At 31.3% G+C, this 23617-nt stretch carries 22 protein-coding genes and 2 riboswitches; of the genes, 20 read left to right on the forward strand and 2 right to left on the reverse strand.

What is annotated here, in order from left to right; translation table 11 throughout:
• The first annotated feature begins 156 nt into the window (after positions 1-156).
• The 7 genes from tsaD to groL all read left to right on the forward strand — a co-directional run bounded on the left by tsaD (position 157) and on the right by groL (position 9165).
• The gene (tsaD, locus tag C4R78_RS00780; RefSeq protein ID WP_103895184.1) at positions 157-1179 is read left to right on the forward strand and encodes a tRNA (adenosine(37)-N6)-threonylcarbamoyltransferase complex transferase subunit TsaD; all 1023 of its coding nucleotides are present in this window, start codon (positions 157-159) and stop codon (positions 1177-1179) included.
• A gap of 238 nt (positions 1180-1417) precedes the next feature.
• Entirely contained in the window at positions 1418-3637 is a 2220-nt protein-coding gene (locus C4R78_RS00785) for an ATP-binding protein (protein WP_103895185.1), read from the forward strand.
• 67 nt (positions 3638-3704) lie between these two features.
• Positions 3705-4361, forward strand: a complete 657-nt coding sequence (locus tag C4R78_RS00790) for a redox-sensing transcriptional repressor Rex (protein WP_103895186.1) — start codon at positions 3705-3707, stop codon at positions 4359-4361.
• A gap of 63 nt (positions 4362-4424) precedes the next feature.
• Complete coding sequence (locus C4R78_RS00795; protein ID WP_159945762.1) at positions 4425-6083, forward strand: glycosyl hydrolase family 18 protein; 1659 nt, start codon at positions 4425-4427, stop codon at positions 6081-6083.
• Positions 6084-6135: 52 nt separating this feature from the next.
• Positions 6136-6999, forward strand: a complete 864-nt coding sequence (locus C4R78_RS00800) for a DNA-3-methyladenine glycosylase family protein (RefSeq protein WP_103895188.1) — start codon at positions 6136-6138, stop codon at positions 6997-6999.
• 244 nt (positions 7000-7243) lie between these two features.
• Entirely contained in the window at positions 7244-7519 is a 276-nt protein-coding gene (locus C4R78_RS00805) for a co-chaperone GroES (RefSeq protein ID WP_103895189.1), read from the forward strand.
• 23 nt (positions 7520-7542) lie between these two features.
• A complete protein-coding gene (groL, locus tag C4R78_RS00810) occupies positions 7543-9165 on the forward strand; it encodes a chaperonin GroEL (RefSeq protein ID WP_103895190.1) in 1623 nt (540 codons plus the stop codon).
• Between the two features lie 17 nt (positions 9166-9182).
• Here groL and C4R78_RS00815 read toward each other — a convergent pair whose 3' ends face one another.
• The gene (locus C4R78_RS00815; protein WP_103895191.1) at positions 9183-9944 is read right to left on the reverse strand and encodes a polysaccharide deacetylase family protein; all 762 of its coding nucleotides are present in this window, start codon (positions 9942-9944) and stop codon (positions 9183-9185) included.
• A gap of 69 nt (positions 9945-10013) precedes the next feature.
• On the opposite strand from C4R78_RS00815, the gene C4R78_RS00820 reads away from it, so the two are divergent.
• Positions 10014-11138, forward strand: a complete 1125-nt coding sequence (locus C4R78_RS00820) for a Rossmann-fold NAD(P)-binding domain-containing protein (RefSeq protein WP_103895192.1) — start codon at positions 10014-10016, stop codon at positions 11136-11138.
• Positions 11139-11155: 17 nt separating this feature from the next.
• Here the strand turns inward: C4R78_RS00820 and C4R78_RS00825 are convergent, their stop codons facing one another.
• Complete coding sequence (locus C4R78_RS00825) at positions 11156-11440, reverse strand: hypothetical protein (RefSeq protein WP_103895193.1); 285 nt, start codon at positions 11438-11440, stop codon at positions 11156-11158.
• Positions 11441-11573: 133 nt separating this feature from the next.
• On the opposite strand from C4R78_RS00825, the gene C4R78_RS00830 reads away from it, so the two are divergent.
• From C4R78_RS00830 to thiC, 12 genes are all read left to right on the forward strand, one after another.
• A complete protein-coding gene (locus C4R78_RS00830; protein WP_103895194.1) occupies positions 11574-12779 on the forward strand; it encodes an Nramp family divalent metal transporter in 1206 nt (401 codons plus the stop codon).
• A 100-nt stretch (positions 12780-12879) separates the two neighbouring features.
• Positions 12880-13689 carry an ATP-dependent sacrificial sulfur transferase LarE gene (gene larE, locus C4R78_RS00835; RefSeq protein WP_103895195.1) on the forward strand — a complete coding sequence of 270 codons (810 nt, stop codon included), beginning with the start codon at positions 12880-12882 and terminating at the stop codon, positions 13687-13689.
• The gene (larB, locus tag C4R78_RS00840; RefSeq protein WP_103895196.1) at positions 13689-14456 is read left to right on the forward strand and encodes a nickel pincer cofactor biosynthesis protein LarB; all 768 of its coding nucleotides are present in this window, start codon (positions 13689-13691) and stop codon (positions 14454-14456) included. Before larE ends, larB begins: the two co-directional genes overlap by 1 nt.
• Positions 14453-15595 (forward strand): nickel pincer cofactor biosynthesis protein LarC, encoded by a 1143-nt coding sequence (gene larC, locus C4R78_RS00845; RefSeq protein WP_103895197.1) that lies wholly within the window; start codon positions 14453-14455, stop codon positions 15593-15595. Before larB ends, larC begins: the two co-directional genes overlap by 4 nt.
• Before the next feature lie 44 nt (positions 15596-15639).
• Positions 15640-15741, forward strand: a riboswitch (purine riboswitch).
• Between the two features lie 64 nt (positions 15742-15805).
• Positions 15806-17269, forward strand: coding sequence for an IMP dehydrogenase (gene guaB / locus C4R78_RS00850; RefSeq protein WP_103895198.1), 1464 nt, complete (start codon positions 15806-15808; stop codon positions 17267-17269).
• A 23-nt stretch (positions 17270-17292) separates the two neighbouring features.
• On the forward strand, positions 17293-18822 hold the full coding sequence (gene guaA, locus C4R78_RS00855; RefSeq protein ID WP_103895199.1) for a glutamine-hydrolyzing GMP synthase: 1530 nt from the start codon (positions 17293-17295) through the stop codon (positions 18820-18822).
• A 59-nt stretch (positions 18823-18881) separates the two neighbouring features.
• Positions 18882-18995: riboswitch (TPP riboswitch) on the forward strand.
• 79 nt (positions 18996-19074) lie between these two features.
• On the forward strand, positions 19075-19266 hold the full coding sequence (gene thiS / locus C4R78_RS00860; protein ID WP_103895200.1) for a sulfur carrier protein ThiS: 192 nt from the start codon (positions 19075-19077) through the stop codon (positions 19264-19266).
• A 1-nt stretch (position 19267) separates the two neighbouring features.
• Positions 19268-20035, forward strand: a complete 768-nt coding sequence (locus C4R78_RS00865) for a thiazole synthase (protein ID WP_103895201.1) — start codon at positions 19268-19270, stop codon at positions 20033-20035.
• 1 nt (position 20036) lies between these two features.
• Positions 20037-21128: a 2-iminoacetate synthase ThiH gene (gene thiH, locus C4R78_RS00870; RefSeq protein WP_103895202.1), complete on the forward strand. Its 1092-nt coding sequence runs from the start codon at positions 20037-20039 to the stop codon at positions 21126-21128.
• On the forward strand, positions 21125-21712 hold the full coding sequence (gene thiF, locus C4R78_RS00875) for a sulfur carrier protein ThiS adenylyltransferase ThiF (RefSeq protein ID WP_103895203.1): 588 nt from the start codon (positions 21125-21127) through the stop codon (positions 21710-21712). The genes thiH and thiF overlap by 4 nt, the downstream gene beginning before the upstream one ends.
• Entirely contained in the window at positions 21709-22389 is a 681-nt protein-coding gene (thiE, locus tag C4R78_RS00880; protein WP_103895204.1) for a thiamine phosphate synthase, read from the forward strand. Before thiF ends, thiE begins: the two co-directional genes overlap by 4 nt.
• Positions 22358-23611 carry a phosphomethylpyrimidine synthase ThiC gene (thiC, locus tag C4R78_RS00885; protein WP_207654256.1) on the forward strand — a complete coding sequence of 418 codons (1254 nt, stop codon included), beginning with the start codon at positions 22358-22360 and terminating at the stop codon, positions 23609-23611. The genes thiE and thiC overlap by 32 nt, the downstream gene beginning before the upstream one ends.
• Positions 23612-23617 lie beyond the last annotated feature (6 nt).

Here is a 23617-nt window from a genome sequence, read left to right on the forward strand (position 1 = left end):
GGGTTTTTATAAGTTGGGGTTGTTGTCGCAATTTATATTATATCATCATTTTAAATTTTGTGTGTTAAGTTTTTGTAAAAAATAATTATTTTTTGACGAAATGTGTAGAATTATTTTAGAATAAATTATATTATATAAACTAAAGGAGCGGTTAAAATGGAAAAATTTTTAACCCTTGGTATTGAAACAAGCTGTGATGAAACATCAGCTGCCGTGGTTTTAAATGGAAGAGATGTATTATCTAATATTATATTTTCACAGGTGGATATACATAAAAAATTTGGAGGAGTTGTTCCTGAAGTTGCCTCAAGAAAACATGTGGAAATAATTAGTGCAGTGGTTGATGAGGCTTTAAATTCTGCAGGAGTTAAAATAGATGATATAGATCTTGTAGCAGCAACCTATGGACCAGGTTTAGTAGGGGCTTTGCTTGTTGGTCTATCTTATGCAAAGGGATTGGCTTTTTCAACTAAAAAGCCTTTTATAGGGGTAAATCATATCGAGGGACATATTTGTGCAAATTACATAGAACACAAGCAATTAACTCCTCCATTTTTATGTTTAGTAGTATCAGGAGGACATACTCATCTTGTTCATGTAAAGGATTATGATGAGTATGATATATTAGGAAAAACAAGGGATGATGCGGCAGGGGAAGCTTTTGATAAGGTAGCAAGAGCTCTAGATTTGGGATATCCTGGAGGGCCTTTGATAGATAAGATTTCAAAGTTAGGAGATGAAAATGCCATTGATTTTCCAAAAGCTTATTTAGAGGAATATTCCTTTGATTTTTCATTTAGCGGTTTAAAATCAGCTGTATTAAATTATTTAAATAAAATGAAAATGCAGGGAATTCAAGTAAAAAAGGAAGATGTTGCGGCAAGCTTTCAAAGGGCAGTTGTGGAAGTTTTAGCAGATAAAACTATTTGGGCAGCTAAAAAGTTAAAAATAAAAAATGTGGCATTGGCAGGAGGAGTTGCGGCTAATTCTAGACTTAGAAAAGAACTTGAAAGGCTTTGTGAAAAATATGGATTTAATTTTTACTACCCTTCAAATATTTTATGTACAGATAACGCAGCTATGATAGCCTCAAGTGGATATTTTGCCTATAAAAAGGGAAGAAAGTCGAATTTAAGTTTAAATGCTTATCCTAATTTAAAGATTGGGGAAAGATTGTAGAAAAAATGTTGAAAATTTGTTGGATTTTGTGGACAAGTTTTTAATTCTTTGTTCTAGAGTATGTGGATAAACGTGGACAAGTATTTAAAATTCTATACAGTTAATGTGGATAAGTATGTGGATAATGTGGATAATGCAAAATATTTAAAAATTTTAATCAATTTAATTATTAACTATTGATTAATAAACTTATAAGACATTAAAATAAATGTAGAACTAAGTTGAATGGGAGGAAAATATGGAGCTTTACAAGTATTTTAAAGACGGAGTTAGGTATAATCTTATTTCCTCTGATGACGACAATGCAATGGATATTATTGCCCTTTATTTTAATTGGGCTTTAAGGAATAACAAAAAGTGCATATTTTACAGGCATGAGCAGAATATTGGAGAACTTGAGTTTTTCTTAGGACAATGTGGATACAACATTAAAGAGTTGATAGAAAGCAAAAGGCTTGTTATTGATAATGCTTATGATTATTTTGTGGATAAAAAAGTATATGTTAATACTCAAATTTTGGTTGATATTATTCAAGATGCTTTAAAGGAAGGTTTTTCTGGGGTAGCTATTGTAGCGGATAGATCATGTTTTTTTGAAAGCGAATATATAGAAGATGTTTTGTATCAGTACGAAAAAAAATTAGATAGTATATTTAAAACATATCCTATTTCTGCTTTGTCTATTTATGATATAGATAAATTTGGGGTTGATGGATTTTTTGCAATAATGCATTTAAATCCTAATTTTATATATAAAGTCATAAACGAAGTTTTTGTTCATAATAAAGATATTGTAAACTTTTCCTATGAAGAAACTTTAGGTATAGTCTATACTTTCTTAAAACGCAGAGAAAAATCTGTAAGGGAAAGTAAAATATTTGGTTTTATAAGCGATTTAGCAACAGAAATATCTTATAAAAAAGATGAAAGGGAAATAGTAGAGACTACTTTAAAATATATCTGTAGCACTAACTATGCATCCTTTGGTTTTGTTGACTTGTGTTTAGAAGATGGCCACAGCGATATTGTGGCATATAACCTTCCAGAAGAAATAATTGAGCTGTATTACTCAAGTGATATTAAGGTTAAAGTTGCAGAGTATTTTGATAAGCTTAAATATGTTTTGGTTGACTTTAATGATTTGAATGATGATTATAAAAAAGTTTTTACAAAGTATAATGTTTATTCCTGTGCAGTTATCCCTATAAAATATAATGATTTTAATTTCGGGTACTTGTGGCTTGCTTCAAAGGATATAAATAGCGCTTTAAGTGAAAATGTTGAATTTTTATATAAAGTATGTCAAGCGGTTGCAAAAATACTTTTGCAATTTAAAAACTATAAAAAGATACAAGAAAGGATGTTTTTATCAAGCAAATTACAAGCTTTAGGAGAGTTAACGGGTGGAATAGCCCACGAGTTTAACAATATTTTAACTCCAATTCTTGGATATGTTCAGGTGCTTAAGGATAAAATTCAAGACAAAGAGCTTTTAAAATATATAAGCATGATTGAAGAAAGCGCAAAGGATGGGGCAAAGATTGTAAGAAGAATTCAAGATTTTTCAAAGAAGAAAAGGAAAACTTTGGAGTTAGTTGATTTAGATAAGGCTATAATTTATTCTGTTGAAATAACTAAACCAAAGTGGGCTTATGAAGCACAAGTTGAGGATAAAAAGATAGATATTGTTTTAAATTTAAATTCGGGAGCTTATGTTGAAGGTATAGCAACTGAGGTTAGAGAAATATTTATTAATTTAATTTCAAACTCTATTGATGCTATGCCTTATGGGGGAAAAGTTGAGATTACATCTTTTAATGAGGATAAATTTGTTGTGGTTAAAGTTAAAGACAATGGAGTAGGTATGAGTAAGGAAGTTTTATCTAGAATATTTGAGCCCTTTTTTACAACTAAGAATGAAAGAGGAAATGGTTTAGGACTTCATATTGTATATAACATAATATCTTCTATGAATGGATTTATAGAAGTAAAAAGTAAAGAAAACGTAGGAACAGAGTTTATTATAAAATTTCCTAAAAAAGAAGGTGATTTAATTTATACTGATAATGACTTAAATATTAAAGATAGTAAAAGTTTAAATATATTAATTATAGATGACCAAGTTCAGGTTGCTAATGTTGTATCTGAAATGTTAAGTATTCTTGGACATAATTGTGTAACCATATTAGATGCTAAAGAAATAGATAAATTAGATTTAAAGGATTTTGATGTTGTAATGTGTGACCTTGCAATGCCGGATGTTTCTGGAGTTGAGGTTGCCAAAAGGGTAAAGTCAAAAAGCAGTATCTACTTTATTTTAATGACTGGATGGGTTGGAAAGCTTAAAGATGAAGATCTTGCTTTTATTGATTATGTAATACAAAAACCTTTTTCAATAGAAGATTTAAAAAAAGCTTTGGAAGAGGTAACTTTTCAAAATGAAGAGTTTGCTGTATAATTTATTAGGAAAAGTAAATATTTTTAGAAAAGTATGTTAAATTATAATCAATAGGTTAGGTGATTGTATGCCAAAAAAAACTATAATATCAATGGCAGTTATAAAAAGGCTCCCTAAATATTACAGATACCTTGGTGAACTTTTAAGGAATGATGTTGAAAGGATTTCTTCAAAGGAGCTTGCTGACAGAATAGGCTTTACAGCATCGCAGATAAGACAAGACCTTAATAATTTTGGAGATTTTGGACAGCAAGGGTATGGCTATAATGTGAGGTTTTTATATGAAGAAATAGGAAAAATTTTAGGTCTTACAAGAACTTATAATACCGTAATAGTTGGAGCAGGTAACATAGGTCAAGCTATTGCAAATTATACAAATTTTGAAAAATTAGGATTTCATTTAAAAGGAATTTTTGACAGAAACCCAAAGCTTATAGGAATTAGCATAAGGGACATAGTAATTCAAGATGTTGACAATCTAGAGAATTTTTTAAAGAATAATCACATAGATATAGGAATTATATGTGTTCCTAAGGAACAGGCTCAAAAGATAGCAGATATATTTGTAAGATGTGGAGTAAAAGGAATATGGAACTTTGCTCCAACTGATTTAAGTGTTCCCGAAGATGTTATTGTTGAAAACGTTCATTTAAGCGAAAGCCTTTTAACGTTGAGTTATAGGCTTAATGAGGCTGAACTTTTTAAGGGAAAAACTGGACGTTGACAAACGTCCAGCTTTTTTTATAATTTTATACAAGATGTCGAATTTTGTTACAGGGGGATGGTTATGAAAAGAGTAGTTAGTTTTTTTGTTGTTTTACTTATTTTTGTAACCAATTTTAATCTCAGGGTTAATGCTTCATATTTTAAACCATATCAAGTTAAAATTATTTCTGATATAAACATCCGCAGTTTACCAAGTTTAAAATCAAAAGTTGTTGGGAAGTATAAAAAGGGCTCGATTGTAACTGTTTTAGGTAGAAATGGTAGTTTTTTAAAAACTAATAAAGGATATATATACAATAGTTCTAAGTTTATTAAGGTTTTTGATTCATTTAAGCCTTACAAAGCTATTGTTAAGGCCGATGTTTTAAACATAAGGCAGAGTCCAAGTTTAAATAGTAAAGTTGTAGGAAGATATTATAAGGGAAATATTATAACGATTATAGGTTCAAAGGGAAAATTTTTAAAAACAAATAAAGGTTATGTTTTAAAGGATTATGTTGGTGTTTTTCAAGTAAATAGAAATGACAGCGTTTTAGTAGGAAGATATTTAAAAATAAAAGAAGATGTATATTTGTTAAAAGAAACTGATGGAACTTTAAGTGACAGGCTTTTAGAAAAAGGAAGGACTTATAAAATTTTAGGTGTTGAGGGGGATTATTATAAAATATCTTTTGGAAGTTTAAGGGGCTTTGTTCATAAAGATTATGTAGAAATTTTAAATATTGAACCTTATAATAAGATTTCTTTAGCATGGCAGTATATATATAACAAGTCAAGAAATCCTTACACTTATGATGAACCTTCAGATTATGTTAATATAAAATCTTCTTCTTTGGGTTTAAACGTTTTATCTCCTACTTGGTTTGATATAGTTGGAGACTATAAAAATCCTTCAACAATTGATGTTGAGGATAATGCAGATTTAGAATATGTTAAAAGGGCTCATAAAAATGGTTATGAGGTTTGGCCAAGGTTTGCTGAATTTAATTCCGAAAGGGCTTATGTTGTTTTTACTAATCCTTCTTTGAGAAGTAAAATAATAAATAAAATTGTAACTTATGCTAAAAATTATGATGTTGATGGTATAAACATAGATTTTGAAGCCTTAGGAATAAAAAACAAGGATTTATTTACAGCTTTTGTAAGGGACTTATCCAGAGAGCTTAAAAAATATAACTTGACTGTTTCTGTTGATGTTACAAAGATATCTACCTCTGATACTTGGTCAAGATGGTATGATAGAAAGGAATTGATAAATCATGTTGATTATATGATTTTAATGGCCTATGATGAATATACGGAAAAATCAAAAACTCCAGGTTCTGTAGGGTCTTATCCTTGGGTTAAAATATCTATTGAAGAATTTTTAAACTTAGGAATACCAAGGGAAAAATTAATTCTTGGAGTTCCTTTTTATGTAAGACTTTATAAAGTTGATAGTTCTAATGTTGTTTTATCTTCACAGGCTATGTCTACTGAAAAGGTTTTAAATTTAGTATCAGAAAATAATGGACAAGTATATTTTGATGAAAAATCAAAGCAAAATGTTGCAGTTTATTATAAGGATGGTTACAAGTATATAGCTTGGCTTGAAGATGAAACTTCAATGGCTTGGAGATTAGATCTTTTAAATCAGTATAAATTAAAAGGTTTAGGAGCTTGGTGCTTAGGATGGGAAAGTAAAATTATATGGGATGTTATAAAGTCTAAGCTTAAATAAGCCGGGTTAACCGGCTTATTTTTTTGGGTATAATATTTAAAGGGGTGGTAATGTGGAGGTAAAGGAATACGAAAGGGGAATTGTTATAAAAGATGCTCAGGATTTTGAGCTTCAGCATGTTTTTGAGTGTGGCCAGTGTTTTAGGTGGAATAGGTATAAAAACGGATATATAGGGGTTGTATCAAAAAAGGCTGTTTTTGTTTATAAAGAGGGAAATGATGTTTACATAGAAGGGGCAAAAAAGGAGGATCAAAACTTTTGGAGGAAATACTTCGATATTGATAGAGATTATGGAAAAATCAAAAAAGAACTAAGCAAGGATAAAGTTTTAGCTGAAGCTATAAAATATGGATATGGAATTAGAATATTAAAACAAGAGCCCTTTGAAACCCTTATATCTTTTATTATTTCAGCTAATAATAGAATTCCAATGATAAAAAGAGCTGTTGATAATATTTCTAAAAAATTTGGCCAAAAAATAGTGTTTAATGATATGGAGTTTTATTCTTTTCCTACGGTAGAAGAATTATCATTAGCTTCTGAAAAAGACTTAAAGGAATGTGGTGTAGGATTTAGAGCTTTTTACATACATGAAGCTGTAAAAAAGATAATTGATGAAAATATAAACTTAGATGATATAGAAAAATTGGATACAGAAAATGCCTACAAGAAGCTTTTAGAGTTTAAAGGGGTAGGGCCTAAGGTTGCTGACTGTATTCTTCTTTTTTCTATGCAAAAATTTGATGCTTTTCCTGTAGATGTTTGGGTAAAAAGGATTATGCAAAAGTTTTATTTGGCTCCGGATGTTAGCCTTTTAAAAATTAGACAATTTGGAAAAAATAAGTTTGGAGGTTTAGCAGGTTTTGCTCAGCAATATCTTTTTTATTATGCTAGGGAAACAAGCAATTCTATATAAATTTTAAAAAATTTTCCTATAAATTGCGTAAAAGATGAAGAAATTGAATGAAATAGAAAGGTATTTGAGTTTATTTTGTAATACAAGCAAAATTTAATTAAATACCGCAATAATAGAAATTTGATAATATTATTCCAATTCTTTAATATTAAAAGTGTGATTAGCACTCATGCAAAGTGAGTGCTAACAAGATTACATAGTAAATAATGGTCATTTAAATAAAGATAAACAAGGAGGGGTATCGATGAAGCTTAGACCACTTGGCGACAGAGTTGTTATTAAGAAGATTGAAGCTGAAGAAACTACAAAGAGCGGTATAGTTTTACCAGGAAGTGCTAAGGAAAAGCCACAAATGGCTGAGGTTATTGCAATTGGTCCAGATGTAAACAAGGATGATAAGGTTGTATTAAATGTTGGAGATAAAGTTATATTCTCAAAATATGCAGGAAATGAAGTAAAGATTGATGGAGAAGAATATACAATATTAAACCTAAACGACATTCTTGCGGTTGTAGAATAATTTGTTAAGAAGGGGTGATTGAGATGGCTAAGGAAATATTATTTGGTGAAGAAGCAAGAAGAGCGATGCAAAGAGGCGTTGATAAGCTTGCTAATACTGTAAAGATTACATTAGGACCAAAGGGAAGAAATGTTGTTCTTGATAAGAAATTTGGTGCACCACTTATAACAAACGATGGTGTTTCAATAGCAAGGGAAATAGAACTTCAAGACCCATATGAAAACATGGGTGCTCAACTTGTTAAGGAAGTTGCGACAAAGACTAACGATGTTGCAGGTGACGGAACTACAACAGCAACTTTACTTGCACAAGCAATAATAAGAGAAGGTTTAAAGAACGTTACAGCTGGTGCTAATCCAATGCTTGTAAGAAACGGTATTAAAAAAGCTGTTGATGTTGCAGTAGAAGAAATAAAGAAGATTTCACAACAAGTAAAGGGAAGAGAAGATATAGCAAGAGTTGCTGCAATTTCAGCTGCTGATGAAGAAATAGGACAACTTATAGCAGATGCTATGGAAAAGGTAGGAAACGAAGGAGTTATAACTGTTGAAGAATCAAAGACAATGGGAACAGAACTTGAAGTTGTTGAAGGTATGCAATTCGATAGAGGATATATAAGCCCATATATGGTAACTGATGCTGAAAAGATGGAAGCTGTTTTAGATGATCCATATATACTTATAACTGACAAGAAGATTTCAAATATCCAAGACTTACTTCCAATACTTGAACAAATAGTTCAACAAGGAAGAAAACTACTTATAATAGCTGAAGATGTTGAAGGTGAAGCTTTAGCAACACTTGTTGTTAATAAGCTTAGAGGAACATTCACTTGTGTTGCAGTTAAGGCTCCAGGATTTGGTGATAGAAGAAAAGAAATGCTTCAAGATATAGCTATATTAACTGGTGGTCAAGTAATTTCAGAAGAGCTTGGAAGAGATTTAAGAGATGCTGATATAACAATGCTTGGTCGTGCAGAAAGAGTAAAAGTTACAAAGGAAACTACAACTATAGTTAACGGAAAAGGCGACAAGGATGCAATTAAGGCAAGAATTGCTCAAATCAAGGCTCAAATTGAAGAAACTACTTCAGATTTCGATAGAGAAAAATTACAAGAAAGACTTGCAAAACTTGCTGGTGGAGTTGCAGTTATAAAAGTTGGTGCTGCAACTGAAACAGAATTAAAAGAAAAGAAACTAAGAATAGAAGACGCTCTAAATGCTACAAAGGCAGCAGTAGAAGAAGGTATAGTTCCAGGTGGTGGAACAGCATTTATAAATGTAATACCAGCTGTTGCTGAACTTGAAGCAAAAGAAACTGAACCAGATGTTAAGGTTGGTATAAGCATCGTTAAGAGAGCTCTTGAAGAGCCACTAAGACAAATAGCTGAAAATGCTGGATTTGATGGTGCTGTAGTTGTTGAAAAGGTTAAGGCAAGCGAAAAAGGTATAGGATTTGACGCATTACATGAAAGATATATAAACATGATAGAAGCTGGTATAGTTGACCCAACTAAGGTTACAAGATCAGCTCTTCAAAACGCTGCGTCAGTTGCTGCTACTTTCTTGACAACTGAAGCTGTTGTTGCAGATATACCAGAAAAGAAAGAAAGCGGAATGCCAGGCGGAATGGCAGATATGTATTAAAATAAATCCCTCGGCTTTTAGCCGAGGGATTTTATAACATCTATAAGTTTTTGAAGTCTAAAATATATTGGCTCTTTTATGTTATCCCTTTTGTAGTGAAAGTCGTTTTCGTCAAAGAGGTAGCTATGAGTTATTGCTACTACCTTATCTTTGTTTTTTATTGCGTTTATTAGCATATCTTTAAGAGTTTCAATATCAAAATATTCAAGTCTTAATTCATATGTATTGCTTTTTGCGTATACAGGAATTGATTCAATTAAATGCTTAGTAACATTGTATTGTTTTCTATATATGTTATGGGATTCCCATTTAATATTTGTATAATTTTTTAAAACCCTTTGGGTATCGTCATTCATAGAAAAATATCCGCCTCTATATGCTTCAATTGGACTTATTCCATGTTCTGTTAAATAATCTATACAGTTAAGAATAATCTGTTTTTGTTCTTCGAAGGGGTAGTCAGATATAAGTTCTATTTTAGGATTTATAAAGGGACATTTTTCTATTATTTTATCAGGGAGATCTTCAGGATGAATGTGAAGTCCAAAAATTACTTTATATTTTTTTATGGTATCAACTAGATTAAGTTCATATAACGTTTTTGCAAATTTAGGAGTTATAAAAAGTATTGTGTATATGTTGTTTAATGTGCAAAGTTTTAAGAATTTTTCCATATTGTTTATGTTTTTGATTAGATTTTTATCAAAATTTGGTCCTTCACAATCTATTGATAAGTAAAATTGAAAGCCTTCTTCTTTAATTTTTTCAAGTATATTCATATGTATCCCCCTTTTTATTAATTTAAGATATCAAATTATATCTTTTATGTCAACAAAAGGAGGGATATTATGAAGGCTTTAGGTTTCCCAAGGATGCACAAAGAGAAAAATGAAAGAAGAGATTTTACACCTAATTTTTTTAAAGCTTTAAGGGATGAAAAGGCAGAGATATATCTAGAATATGGATATGGAAGTTGTCTTGGATTTAAGGAAGAAGATTATATAAAGGCGAATCCTAATATAAAGTTTACTACTAATAAGGAATGTTACAAAAAAGATATAGTTGTTGTGCTAAGAGCACCTGAATTTTATGAATTGGATTATATGAAGCAGGGAAGCATTTTGATAAGCATGCTTCATTATCCAACAAGGCCAACTAGAGTAGAAAGGTTAAAAGAAAAGGGTATATATTCAATATCCCTTGATTCTGTAAGAAATGATTTTTTAGAAAGAATGGTAGTAAACTATAAAGGAACAGCTTTTTATGGTATGGAGGTAGCCTTTAAAGAGTTAGAAAAGTCAATGAAAAGCTTTTATTCCAAGGATAGAGATCCTATAAATGTTGCTATTATGGGAATGGGAATGGTAGGGCTTTATGCGGCTAAAGCAGCAGGACATTTTGGATATGTAAAGGAGATAGAAGATAAGATAAATACTATAGGAGCAAAGGGAGTTTTAGTTGAGATGATTCCAAGAAATATAACAGAGGATGAAGAAGAGCTTATAAAAGTTTTAAAAGGGTGTGATATTCTTGTAGATGCTACTACAAGGAGGGACCCTACAAAATATATAATAAAAAATGAACTTATAGGGTATATGAAGCCCCATGCTATAATTTTAGATTTAACTGCAGATCCGTATCTTACAGATACAAATCCTATCCAAGTTAAAGCTATAGAAGGCATACCAACAGGAAGCCTAGATAAATTTGTTTTTTATCCTGATGATGAAGAATATGATAAAATTCCAAAAGAGGTTAATACAAAAAATAGAAGAATAGTAGTAAGTTGTAATGCTTGGCCTGGAGTAAAACCTCTAGAGTGCATGGAACTTTATGGGATTCAAATATTGCCTATTTTAAAAAAGGTTATAAATTCAGATATAAAAGATTTTTCAATAGATAGCCCTGATTTTATAATAAGAGCTATTTACAGGGGAACTATAGAATATTATGAAAAGGAGATATATATATAGCCAGGCTTTTGCCTGGCTTATTTTGAATACATAAGGGTTAACCTTATAATTCTTCTTACGATTCTTCTGGCTGTAGGTAGTGGTATCCCATATGATCTTAATATTGCAAATATTTGAGGATCGTTTTTTTCAATTTTTTTAAGTATCTCATCAACCTTAGTCATTTCAGGACTTCTTTCATCTTCAGTTTCTTCAAGGTCTATTATAGTTGGAAGCAAGGGCATCATAGGCATCATAGGCATCATTGTATTTGGCATATATGGATTTAGATGCATAAAAGGACACATTGGTATTTGATACATAAAAACCCCCAATTTTAAATTGCTTACAATAAAATAAATATATGTTTTAAAGCAAAAATATGATACATAATTATCAAATTTTAATATAAAAGTATATTATATACTGTAAGGATTGTATCTGGGGGAAATAGTAGTGGTTAAGGATTTTATTAAATATGTAGGTCCAGGTCTTTTAATAACTGTAGGTTTTATAGATCCTGGCAATTGGGCGTCAAATGTTGCTGCGGGTTCCTATTATGGATACAAGCTTCTTTGGATGGTTACTTTGTCAACTATAATGCTTATAATTTTACAACATTCTGCTGCAAAATTTGGCATAGTAACAGGAAAAAGTCTATCTGAAGCAGCAACTTGCTATCTTAATCCTTACCTAAGTAAGTTTATATTGATAGGGGCCTTTTTAGCTTCAATTTCAACAGCTCTTGCGGAAATATTGGGAGGAGCTATAGCTTTGAATATGCTTTTTAATATTAATTTTAAATTAGGAGCCTTTATAATTTCCGTGATTTCTTTTATTATGATATACACAAATTCTTACAATAAACTAGAAAAATGGATAATTTGTTTTGTATCTTTAATAGGATTTTGTTTTATATTTGAACTTGCTTTAGTGGATATTGAATGGAAAAGTGCAGCTTTAGGTTGGGTATGCCCGTCTTTCCCTAAAGATTCTATTCCTATTATAATGAGTGTTCTTGGCGCTGTTGTTATGCCCCATAATTTGTTTTTGCATTCGGAGATAATTCAAAATAAGAATTTTAATTTATATAATAAAGAAATCTTCAAAAAACAAATAACTTTTGAGTTTTTAGATACATTATTTTCTATGATAATAGGATGGGCAATAAATAGTGCCATGATAATAGTTGCTGCTACAGCTTTTTTTGAAAATGGGATTGGAGTTGAAAAATTAGAGCAGGCTAAGGTTCTTTTAAAACCTATTTTAGGAGAAGCTGCCTCCTTTGTTTTTGCACTAGCTCTTTTATTTTCAGGTCTATCATCCAGTATTACAGCAGGCATTTCAGGAGGTGTTATATATTCAGGTCTTTTTAAAAAGACATATAATGTTAAGCAAAAGGAGACTAAAATAGGAATTATAAGCACCTTTTTAGTTTCTTTATTTATAATATTTTTTATTAAAAATACTTTTAAAGGACTTGTTATATCTCAAATAATTTTAAGCTTGCAACTTCCTTTTACTGTATTTCTTGTTATATACTTAACATCATCAAAAAAAATCATGGGGGAGTATGAAAATAATTTAATTTTCAAAATCTTGCTTTGGTGTATAGGAATTGTAGTGGTTATATTTAATATTTTACTTGTTTTTAAAATATGATTGTTTTAAAGTTGTCTTATAAGGCTAGGCAAATTTGGTTGAGGGTTTTTAAAGTAAAATATATAATAAAATAGAAAAGGGTTTTTAAGGGGGATTTTAAATGGATAAATATAGTAAGTTAGAAAAGTTAAAGGATATACTAAGTGATATGGAAAGTGTCTTAGTAGCTTTTTCAGGTGGAGTTGATAGTTCATTCCTTTTAAAAGTTGCAAGAGATGTATTAAAAAGTAGAGTTTTAGCTGCAACGGCAGTTTCTTATATATATCCTTCTTGGGAAATAGAAGAAGCAAGGCAGTTGGCAAAAGAGTTAGGGGTTGAACATATAGAAATTAAGTTTGACCCTTTAAAGGAAGTTGAAGGATTTAAAAACAATCCTGTTGATAGATGTTATATATGCAAAAGGAGTGTATTTTCAAAGCTTGTTAGTCTTTCAAATGAAATTGGCATAAATTATGTTGTTGATGGAACTAATCTTGATGATTTAAAGGATTACAGGCCAGGACTTAAGGCAGTAGAGGAACTTAAAATAAAAAGCCCTCTTTTAATGGCAGGTCTTACAAAAGAGGAAATAAGGTCTTTAGCTAAGGATATGGGGCTTAAGTTTTATAATAAACCTTCTTTTTCTTGTCTTGCAACAAGGATACCACATGGCGAAGAGTTAAATAAAATAAAGCTTAAGATGATAGATGATGCAGAAAAATTCTTGTTAGATAAAGGATTTAAAAATGTTAGAGTAAGGTGCCATAAAGATTTAGCAAGAATAGAAGTTTTAAAGGAAGATATTGTTAGGTTTTTTGATGTAAAAATGATAAATGAAGTTGAAAAAGCATTAAAGGATATAGGATTCAAATATGTATCATTAGACCTTTCAGGATATAAAATGGGAAGCTTAAATATGGAGGTAGAATGATGGATAGGGAAACTTTAAGGGATATTCTAATAAAAGTAAAAGAGGGGTATTTGGATATAGATTCTGCTTTAGAAAAATTTAAGGATATCCCCTTTAAAGATTTAGATTTTGCAAAGCTTGATTATCATAGGGCCTTAAGAGTTGGATATCCTGAGGTGATTTTTACAGAGGGCAAAGATATAGAACATCTTAAGCATATACTTTTAGATATGATAAAAAGAGAAATTACTGCTATTGCAACTAGAATGAGTAAAGATACTTATGAAAAAATAAAACATATATCGGATAAAATGATATATAATGAACTTGCAAGAATATTGGTTATAAACCCTAAGGAAAATGAAAAAGTTGGGAAAGTGGCAGTAGTAACTGGAGGGACAGCAGATATTCCTGTTGCAGAAGAAGCAGCAGTAACCCTTGAAACTTTTGGAAATAACGTTGTAAGAGTTTATGATGTAGGAGTTGCAGGAATACATAGGCTTTTTTTGAACCTTGATAAAATAAAAAACGCAAACTGCATAGTTGCAGTTGCTGGAATGGAGGGGGCTCTTCCCTCTGTTATTGCAGGGCTTGTAGATGTTCCTGTTATTGCTGTTCCAACAAGCATTGGATATGGTGCAAATTTTAAAGGACTTTCTGCACTTCTTACTATGTTAAATTCCTGTGCGGCAGGAATTTCTGTTGTAAATATAGATAATGGTTTTGGTGCAGGATATATAGCTTCTTTAATTAATAAAGGATTTTCAGGAAATGGAGTGATAAAATGATACTTTATTTCGATTGTTTCTCAGGAATAAGTGGAGATATGGCAGTTGGTGCTCTTTTGGATGTTGGTGTTCCTAAGGATTATTTTTTAGAAAACCTAAAGAAGCTTAATATAGATGATGAATATGAAATTGAAATTAAAAAAAGTATTAAAAATGGAATTGAGGGAACTGATTTTTATGTTTATATAAAAGAGCAAAAACATGAAAGACATTATGTTGATATAGTAAAGCTTATTGATGAAAGTAGTTTAAATGATAATATAAAAAGAATTTCTAAAAAAATATTTAAAATATTAGCAGAAGCAGAGGCTAAAGTACATGGCCAAAATATAGAAGAAGTTCATTTCCATGAGGTTGGAGCAGTTGATTCAATAATTGATATCGTAGGAGTGGCTATTTGTATAGATTATCTAAAACCTGATAAGATAATATCCTCTTATGTAAATACAGGAAGTGGGTTTGTAAAGTGTCAACATGGAATTTTGCCTGTTCCAGCTCCTGCAACTTTAAATATTTTAAAGGATGTATATATATATTCTGATGAAAGAAAATTTGAACTTACAACTCCTACAGGGGCTGCAATTTTAAAGGGGCTTTGTAGCGAATTTGTTGAAGGTTTTAACATGAAGGTAAAAGCTGTTGGATATGGGTGTGGTAAGATAAATAGTGAAAAACCTAATGTTTTAAGGGTTGTTCTTGGAGAAGAAAACAAAGATGATGTTGTTTTACTTGAAACAACCATAGATGATATGAATCCTCAAATTTATGGTTATGTTATGGATAAATTGTTTGAGGTAGGAGCTCTTGATGTTTATTTTACGCCTGTTTATATGAAAAAAAATAGGCCAGGGATTGTTATGTCGGTTATTACAAAAGTAGAAGATGAGGAAAATATAGTTGAAACAATCTTTAAAGAAACTACTACCATAGGAATAAGAAGATTTGATATAAAAAGATATGAACTTCAAAGGCAAATAGAAAAGGTTAATACTAACTTTGGAACGGTAAAATTTAAAATTTCAAAATATAAAGGGGAAGTTGTAAATATATCTCCTGAGTTTGAGGATTTAAAGAAAATTGCAAAGGAAAATAATTTACCTTTAAAGGAAGTTTATTCAAAAATACAATTAGAAAAATAATTAAGCTTGACGAAATTTTTTTAAAATTATATAATATCAAAAAATAAATAAATTAGCTACCTACTCATATAATCCAAGGAATATGGCCTTGGAGTCTCTACCGGGTGGCCGTAAACTACCCGACTATGAGTAAGGCTTAATATGCTTTTTTTGGCATACTACGCTTTACTCGTAGTATGCCTTTTTATTTTATAAGAAAAGGGGGATAACATGGCAAAGATTTTAAAAACTGCTTATACTTTTGATGATGTTTTATTAGTTCCTCAAAAATCTTATGTTTTACCAAGGGATGTTGATGTTTCCACATATCTTACTAAGAAAATAAAGCTTAACATTCCGATAATGAGTGCAGGAATGGATACTGTAACTGAAGCAAAAATGGCAATAGCTATAGCAAGGGAAGGCGGAATTGGTATTATTCACAAAAACATGTCTATTGAAGAACAAGCTTGTGAAGTTGATAAGGTAAAGCGTTCAGAACATGGAGTTATTACAGATCCTTTTTACTTATCACCAGAGGATACAATTCAGGATGCAGATAATCTCATGGCAAAATATAGAATATCAGGAGTTCCAATAGTTGTTGGTAAAAAGCTTGTTGGCATTATTACAAATAGGGATATAAGGTTTGAAAAGGATTATACAAAAAAGATAAAGGAGGTTATGACTAAGGATAATCTTATAACTGCACCTGTTGGGACAAGCCTAAAGGAGGCAGAAGAAATTTTAAAAAAGCACAAAATTGAGAAACTTCCCCTTGTAGATGAAGATTTTAATCTAAAAGGGCTTATAACTATAAAGGATATAGAAAAGGCTGAAAAATTTCCAAATGCAGCAAAAGATGAAAAAGGAAGGCTTTTAGTTGGAGCTGCTGTTGGAGTCTCAAAGGATATGCAGGATAGGGTAAAGGCGCTTTATGAAGCAGGCGTTGATGTTATAGTTATAGATACTGCCCATGGGCATTCAAAGGGAGTTTTAGATGCAGTATATGATATAAAAAATAAATATCCAGATCTTCAAGTAATAGCGGGAAATGTTGCAACAGCTGAGGCAACAAAAGATCTTATAATTGCAGGAGCTGATTGTGTAAAGGTTGGAATAGGTCCAGGCTCTATTTGTACTACAAGAATTGTTGCAGGGGTTGGGGTTCCACAGCTTACAGCTGTAATGGATTGTGCAAAAGAGGCTGAAAAATATAATGTACCTATAATTGCAGATGGAGGTATTAAATATTCAGGGGATATAGTAAAGGCTCTTGCGGCAGGAGCTAACGTAGTAATGATTGGAAGTTTGTTTGCAGGATGTGAAGAAAGCCCTGGAGAGGAGGAAATATACCAAGGAAGAAGATATAAAGTTTATAGAGGTATGGGTTCTTTGGGAGCTATGCAAAAAGGAAGCAAGGATAGATATTTTCAAGAAGACTCTAAAAAGCTTGTTCCTGAAGGAGTTGAGGGAAGAGTTGCATATAAAGGGCCTGTAAGCGATGTAATATACCAACTTGTTGGAGGATTGAAAGCAGGTATGGGATATTGTGGAGCAAAGGATATAAAGGAACTTCAACAAAAAGCTGTATTTGTAGTTCAGACATATGCAGGTCTTAGAGAAAGCCATCCTCATGATATACAAATTACCAAAGAAGCTCCAAATTATAGTGCTAGTCACTTAACTTTTTAAAAATTTGTTTTTAGGAGGATACTATGAGGGATTTTGTATATATAATTGATTTTGGAGGACAGTATTCACAGCTTATTGCAAGGAGAGTTAGAGAAAGTGGAGTATTTTGTGAGATAATTACTTATGATGAAGCATTAGAAAAAATAAAACAAAACAGCCCTAAGGGTATAATATTTTCTGGTGGGCCTAATAGCGTTTATGAAAAGAATTCACCTAAAGTAGATGCTGAAATATTTACCTTAGGTATTCCTATTTTAGGTATTTGTTATGGAGATCAGTTAATTGCTCAAAGTCTTGGTGGAAAAGTAGATAAAGCTAAAGTTAGGGAATATGGAAATACTTTAGTTAAATTTGACGTAAGTTCTTTATTATTTAAAGGTTTAAAGGAAGAAGGCATATGTTGGATGAGCCATACAGATGAAGTAGTAAAGCTTCCTGAAGGCTTTAAAATAATAGCTTCAAGTGATAATTGTAAAATTGCAGGTATGGAGGATGAAAAAAGAAGGATATATGGACTTCAATTTCATCCTGAAGTTTATCACACTCAGTTTGGAAGGGAGATTATAAAAAACTTTTTATTTAATGTTTGTAAATTAAAAGGAAATTGGAATATGTCTTCCTTTATTGATGAAAAAATAAAGCATATAAGGGAAGTTGTAGGCGATAAAAAGGCTATTTGTGCTTTATCAGGTGGAGTAGATTCTTCAGTTGCAGCAGTTTTAGCTTATAAAGCATTAGGAGATAATTTGACATGTATATTTGTAGATCATGGCTTTTTAAGACTTAATGAAGCTGAAGAGATTTACAATATTTTTAAAGAAAAATTTAATATGAATATTATAATGATTGATGCAAAGGAGAGATTTTTAATAAGATTAAAAGGTGTTTGCGAACCAGAGAAAAAAAGAAAGATAATAGGTGAAGAATTTATAAGGATTTTTGAAGAGGCTTCAAGCAAGATAGAAGGTGCAGAATTTTTAGTTCAAGGTACAATATATCCTGATGTTGTAGAAAGTGGAACAAAAACTTCAGCAACTATAAAAACTCACCATAATGTTGGAGGACTTCCTAAAGATTTAAAGTTTAAATTAATAGAGCCATTAAGAGAATTATTTAAGGATGAAGTTAGAGAGGTTGGAAGAAAGCTTTCTTTACCTGAAGAGTTAATATCAAGACAACCTTTTCCAGGACCTGGACTTGCAATTAGAGTTTTAGGAGAGGTTACAGAGGAGAAATTAAATATATTAAGGCATGCAGATTTTATATTTAGAGAAGAGATAAAAAAAGCTGGTCTTGATAAAGGTATATGGCAGTATTTTGCAGTTTTACCAGATATAAAAAGTGTTGGAGTAATGGGAGATGAAAGAACATATGCTCATACCATTGTTTTAAGGGCTGTTGAAAGCGTAGATGGTATGACTTGTGATTGGTTTAGGATACCTTATGATGTTCTTTCAAAAATTTCTTCAAGGATTGTAAATGAGGTAAAGGGAGTAAATAGAGTTGTATATGATATAACAAGCAAACCACCTGCTACTATTGAATGGGAGTAAATTTTAGCTTTACAAAGCATTATTATTTGATATATAATTTTTTTAGAAAATTGAATAAAGTCAAACACTAGGGGAGATGGATGAGGCCATCTGAGAGTAAGGTCCGATGAAACCTTAGACCCTTTGAACCTGATCTGGGTAATACCAGCGTAGGGAAGTGTTAGAAAGTTAGCACTACTCTGTTTTGCTGGGTAGTGCTTTTTTGCACTACCACTGCGCTGGGGTAGTGCAATTTTTTTTAGGAGGGAGATAATGGCATTTATAAACGATGAAAAGGTTGATTTTAATGGAACGATTTTAGAGCTTTTAGAAAAGGAGGGGTATGATAAAGATAAAGTTGTGGTGCTATTAAATGGAGAAATTGTAAAAAAGGATTTTTGGAATGAAGTGTTTCTAAAACAAGATGATTATTTAGAAGTTGTAACCTTTGTAGGAGGTGGTTAATTTGTGCCTTGTTTTAGGAGGAAAGAGGATTAAATCAAGACTTTTTGTTGGAACAGGAAAACTTCCAAATTATGAACTTATAAAAGATATTATAAACGAAGCAGATATAGATGTTGTTACTGTTGCTGTAAGAAGAGCTTCTAAAGATTCTACAAGAGAAAATATATTAGATTACATACCTAAAGATACCATAATTATGGTAAATACATCAGGGGCAAGAGATCATAAAGAAGCTGTAAAAATAGCTCTTATAGGCAGGGAACTTACCAATTCAGATTGGGTTAAGGTAGAGATAGAGGCTGATACAAAATATCTTTTGCCTGACAATGAAGAGACTATAAAGGCCTGCGAAATACTAGTTAAGGAAGGATTTAAAGTTTTTCCTTATATATCTCCTGATCTTATAGTTTCCAAAAAACTTGAAGATATTGGGGTATGTGCTGTAATGCCTCTTGGAGCACCAATTGGGACGAATAAAGGTTTGGTTGCTAAAGAGCTTTTAAAGACTATAATAAGTGAGGTAAAAATTCCTGTTATAGTTGATGCTGGAATTGGAAGGCCATCCCATGCAGCAGAGGCTATGGAACTTGGAGCAGAGGCTTGTCTTATAAACACTGCTATTGCTACGGCAAAGGATCCTGTTAATATGGCAAAGGCTTTTAAAATGGCAATAGATGCAGGACGCAAGGCTTATGAAATTGGAATCTTAAAGGAAAAGGAATATGCTGATGCATCATCACCTTTAACAGGTTTTTTAAGAGGTGTTTGATATGAACTTAGATGAATTTGTTAATCTTTATGAAGAGTATAAAAAGAAGCCGTCCAAAAAAGAGGCTATTGACATTTTAAATAAAGATGAAATAACAGAAGTTGATTATATAAAACTTTTAAATTGTTATGATTTAGATGTTTTAGAGATTGCAGCAAGGAAAGCAAAGGATATTACGGAAAGATATTTTGGCAAAAATATATTTTTATATGTTCCCCTTTATATATCTAATTTTTGTTCTTCTGGTTGTATCTACTGTGGATATTCTTGTTTTAACAAAATTAAAAGAAAAAGGCTTAACATAAAAGAAATAGAAGATGAAATGAAAGCCTTAAAGAAAAGGGGTTTTCAAAGCATTCTTATTTTAACAGGTGAGGATAATACAAAAGAAGGTTTTAATCATCTAAAAGATGCTGTAAGGCTTGCAAGAAGGTACTTTTCAGAGGTTTTGATTGAAACTTCTCCATTAACGTTAGATGGCTATATGGAGCTTGTTAATGAGGGATTGACAGGAGTTACTTTATATCAAGAAACCTATGATTTAGATACTTATAAAAAAGTTCATCTTTTAGGGGAAAAGAGGAATTTTAAAGCAAGACTTTGGGCAATTGAAAGGGCAATTGAAGCTGGAGTTAGGGAAGTAAATATAGGATGCCTTTTAGGTCTTTGTAGCGATTATTTAAAAGATGTATTTTTGCTTTCTATGCATGCTATGTATCTTCTTAAAAAATATCCTAAAATAGAGCTTTCAATATCCTTCCCTAGGATAAGGCCTTTTAAGGGGATGAATTTTGATTATACAGAGGTTAGCGATTTAGAACTTGTAAAATTTATAGTTTATACAAGATTACTTTTAAAAAATGTAGGCATTAATATTTCAACTAGAGAAAGGAGCGATTTAAGGGATAATTTAATAGGCCTTGGAGTTACAAAAATGTCAGCTGAATCTAAAACTAGTGTTGGGGGATATTCTAAAGAAAGCGATTCTTTGGGGCAGTTTGAAGTATCTGACAAAAGAAGTTTAGATGAAATTATAAAAGTTATAAGGTCTAAAGGCTATAATGCAGAATTTATAAATTGGGTGATGATATGAAAAATATTTTATTAAATTATATGTCCAAAGAGCAGTTAGAAAAAATAGAAAATACAAAAGTTTTTATAGTAGGATGTGGAGGATTAGGTTCTAATGTTGCAAGGATTTTAGTCAGAACAGGTTTTTTAAATTTAACTTTAATAGATTTTGATGTTGTGGAACTTAAAAATTTAAATAGGCAAGATTTTTATACAAATCAGATAGGAGTCAAAAAAGTTGAAGCTTTAAAAGAAAACCTTATGAAAATTAATAAAGATATTCTCATAAAGACTTTAGATTTAAAATTAACTGATAAAAATTTAGACTTGTTAAAAGATGCAGATATAGTTATAGAAGCAGTTGATAAGGAAATTTATAAGAAAATGATATTTGAATATTGCATTGAAAATGGAATTAAAGTTGTTTGTGCCTGTGGTATTGCAGGATTTGGAGATTGTGAAAATATAAAAATTAAAAGGGGTAAGTTTTTTTCAATAGTTGGGGATTTTCAAAAATCTGTATATGAATTTAAACCCTTAGCTCCTAAGGTTATGGTTGTTGCAAGTTTACAGGCAGATGAAGTTTTAAGGATGGTGATAAAGTGAAAAGTGAAAAGCTAAAGCTTTTTAATGATTACAACCTTTATTGTATTACAGCAGAAGCTTTATCAAAGGGGAGAAAAAATATAGAGGTAGTAGAAAAAATGTTAAAATCTGGAGTTAAAATAATTCAGTATAGAGAAAAGAAAAAAACTCTAAGAGAGAAACTCTTAGAGTGTGAAAAGATAAGACAAATGACATTAGATTATGGGTGCATATTTATAATAAACGATAATATTGAAATTGCAAAGATGGTTTTAGCAGATGGAGTTCACATAGGACAGGATGATTATCCACTAGAGAGGGTTAGAGAATTTTTAGGGGATGATTTTATAATAGGTATTTCAACTCATTCAAGGGAGCAACTTCATGATGCTCATAAAAGGGGAGCAGATTATATAGGAGTAGGTCCTATATTCAAAACTTTTACTAAAGAGGATGTATGCGATCCTGTAGGATATGAATATTTAGATATTGCAGTTTCTGAAAGCAAAATACCCTTTGTTTCAATTGGTGGAATTAAAGAGGATAATTTAGAGGAAGTTTTAAAAAGAGGAGCAAAATGTGTTGCAATGGTAAGTGAAATAGTTGCATCAGAGGATATAGAAGGAAAAATAAAAGCTATAATGGACAAGCTAAGTTACTGGAGGGATAAAAGTGCAAACTCAAAGGGATTATGCTAAAAAAGGAATTTTAACGGATGAGATGAAAAAAGCTTTAGAGATAGAAGATATAGAAGAAAAGAGTTTTTTACAAAGGATAGCTGAGGGAAAGATTGTAATTCCTGCAAATAAAAACAGAAAAAGAAAAAGATATTTTGCAATAGGAGAAGGAACTTTAGTTAAAATAAATGTAAATATAGGTGTTTCAAGTGAATGTGGTAGTTTCAAAGAGGAGATTGAAAAATTAGAGCTTTGTAAAAGGTATGAAGTGGAATCCGTTATGGATTTATCAAGCGGGAAAAATTCAAGGGAATTTAGGGAATTTTTACTTAAAAATTATGATTTTATAGTAGGAACAGTCCCTATATATGATATGGCTATTTTGCAGGATGATTTTACAAGGGTTAGTGTAAATCAGATATTAGAACTTATAGAAAAACAGGCAGAGGAAGGGGTTGACTTTTTTACCCTTCATGCAGGAATAACAAGAAGGGCTATTGAAAGGTTTAAAGATAACAAAAGAATTATGAAAATAGTATCTCGCGGTGGTGGAATGATTTATAATTGGATGATAAAGAACAACAAAGAAAATCCTTTATATGAATATTTCGATGACATTTTAAAGATTTGTAAAAAGCATGATGTTACTTTAAGTCTTGGAGATTCTTTAAGACCGGGATGCATATTTGATTCAACGGATGCCCTTCAAATAGAGGAGCTTATAAATTTAGGTGAACTCACAAAAAGAGCGTGGGAAGAAGGAGTTCAAGTGATAATAGAAGGGCCAGGACATATGAGGGCAAATGAAATTGCTGCTAATATGACCCTTGAAAAGAAACTTTGTCATGGAGCACCGTTTTATGTTTTAGGTCCTTTGACAACTGATATAGGGGCAGGATATGATCACATAACAGGAGCTATGGGAGCTTTAATTGCTGCTTTGAATGGAGCTGACTTTTTATGTTATGTAACTCCAGCAGAACATTTAAGGCTTCCTGATGTAGAAGATGTTAAAGAGGGGATAATAGCTTTTAAGTTGGCTGCTCATTCTGCTAATTTAGCAAAGGGGTTTAAAAAGTGTCTTGAAAGAGATTTTGAAATGAGCATTGCAAGGGCAAACATGGATTGGGAAAAGATGTTTAAGTTAGGGATAGATGGGGAAAAAATGAAAAAGTATAAAGAAGATAATAATAAGTATTGTTCTATGTGTGGAAGGCTTTGTCCTGTTAATAATGTGAGATGACCATGG

Source organism: Caloramator fervidus (assembly GCF_900108045.1).
Lineage (GTDB): Bacteria > Bacillota > Clostridia > Clostridiales > Caloramatoraceae > Caloramator > Caloramator fervidus.

Bases quoted from the DNA above. Each gene is read 5' to 3' on its own strand.
- tsaD (WP_103895184.1), top strand. From the start codon at position 157: ATGGAAAAATTTTTAACCCTTGGTATTGAAACAAGCTGTGATGAAACA.
- C4R78_RS00785 (WP_103895185.1), top strand. From the start codon at position 1,418: ATGGAGCTTTACAAGTATTTTAAAGACGGAGTTAGGTATAATCTTATT.
- C4R78_RS00790 (WP_103895186.1), top strand. From the start codon at position 3,705: ATGCCAAAAAAAACTATAATATCAATGGCAGTTATAAAAAGGCTCCCT.
- C4R78_RS00795 (WP_159945762.1), top strand. From the start codon at position 4,425: ATGAAAAGAGTAGTTAGTTTTTTTGTTGTTTTACTTATTTTTGTAACC.
- C4R78_RS00805 (WP_103895189.1), top strand. From the start codon at position 7,244: ATGAAGCTTAGACCACTTGGCGACAGAGTTGTTATTAAGAAGATTGAA.
- groL (WP_103895190.1), top strand. From the start codon at position 7,543: ATGGCTAAGGAAATATTATTTGGTGAAGAAGCAAGAAGAGCGATGCAA.
- C4R78_RS00815 (WP_103895191.1), bottom strand. From the start codon at position 9,944: ATGAATATACTTGAAAAAATTAAAGAAGAAGGCTTTCAATTTTACTTA.
- C4R78_RS00820 (WP_103895192.1), top strand. From the start codon at position 10,014: ATGAAGGCTTTAGGTTTCCCAAGGATGCACAAAGAGAAAAATGAAAGA.
- C4R78_RS00825 (WP_103895193.1), bottom strand. From the start codon at position 11,440: ATGTATCAAATACCAATGTGTCCTTTTATGCATCTAAATCCATATATG.
- larE (WP_103895195.1), top strand. From the start codon at position 12,880: ATGGATAAATATAGTAAGTTAGAAAAGTTAAAGGATATACTAAGTGAT.
- larB (WP_103895196.1), top strand. From the start codon at position 13,689: ATGGATAGGGAAACTTTAAGGGATATTCTAATAAAAGTAAAAGAGGGG.
- larC (WP_103895197.1), top strand. From the start codon at position 14,453: ATGATACTTTATTTCGATTGTTTCTCAGGAATAAGTGGAGATATGGCA.
- guaB (WP_103895198.1), top strand. From the start codon at position 15,806: ATGGCAAAGATTTTAAAAACTGCTTATACTTTTGATGATGTTTTATTA.
- guaA (WP_103895199.1), top strand. From the start codon at position 17,293: ATGAGGGATTTTGTATATATAATTGATTTTGGAGGACAGTATTCACAG.
- thiS (WP_103895200.1), top strand. From the start codon at position 19,075: ATGGCATTTATAAACGATGAAAAGGTTGATTTTAATGGAACGATTTTA.
- thiH (WP_103895202.1), top strand. From the start codon at position 20,037: ATGAACTTAGATGAATTTGTTAATCTTTATGAAGAGTATAAAAAGAAG.
- thiF (WP_103895203.1), top strand. From the start codon at position 21,125: ATGAAAAATATTTTATTAAATTATATGTCCAAAGAGCAGTTAGAAAAA.